Source organism: Mycobacterium sp. 1423905.2 (assembly GCF_001673155.1).
Classification (GTDB): domain Bacteria; phylum Actinomycetota; class Actinomycetes; order Mycobacteriales; family Mycobacteriaceae; genus Mycobacterium.
The window spans coordinates 1-820 of sequence record NZ_LZLE01000043.1; the positions used below are offsets into that span (position 1 = coordinate 1).

General features: G+C 67.4%; 2 protein-coding genes. Both read left to right on the top strand.

The window, feature by feature from the left end:
* The coding region (locus tag A9W95_RS02840) for an ABC transporter permease (protein WP_156745969.1) at positions 1–524 on the top strand (524 nt) is incomplete at its 5' end.
* 41 nt (positions 525–565) lie between these two features.
* A partial coding sequence (locus A9W95_RS02845; protein WP_067409128.1) for an FHA domain-containing protein occupies positions 566–820 on the top strand: 255 nt, incomplete at its 3' end.

Consider the following 820-nt stretch of genomic DNA (forward strand, 5'->3'; position numbering starts at 1 on the left):
CGGCGGCCTATATGGGCGCCAAGATCGTCGTGTTCTGCGCGTTCGCGATCGTGCAGGCGGCCATCGCGACGATCATCTCGGTGGTCGGCTGGGGTAAGCCGCTGTCGGATGCCGTCCTGCTCGGAGATGTGCGATTCGAGCTGTTCGTCACCGTGGCCGCCACCTGTGTGGCTTCGGCGCTGCTGGGCATGGCGATGTCGGCGGTCGCCCAGTCCCAAGACCAGATCATGCCGATGCTGGTGGTGTCGATCATGTCCCAGCTGGTGTTCTCCGGCGGCATGATCTGGGTGACCGACCGGTTCCTGCTCGACCAGTTGTCCTGGTTCACCCCCGCCCGATGGGGTTTCGCGGCGTCGGCGTCGACGATCGACACCCACCGGCTGATCCCCGGCCCCACCGACCCCAAGGACCGGCACTGGAACCACAACGCGGCCAACTGGCTGTTCGACATGGGCATGCTGGCGGTGCTGTGCTTGGCCTACGGCACGATCGTGTGGTGGAAGATCCGGCTGAAGCGCCGCTGACTCCCCGCTGACCTGATGGCCTTCACCACTACCCTGAACCGGTGACCCGAGCTCAGCCGCCCCTGCTGACGGTTCGGGCCGGGCAGTCCCAGCGCAGCTTCGCCGCGGGTCCCGACGTCACCGTGGGCAGCGACCTGCGGGCAGACCTGCGCGTCGCCCACCCGCTGGTGGCGCGAGCGCACCTGCTGCTGCGCTTCGAGCAGGGCCGCTGGATCGCCATCGACAACCACTCGAACAACGGCGTCTTCCTCGACGGCCGACGCGTCCCGATGATCGAGATCCTCGACGGTATGGCG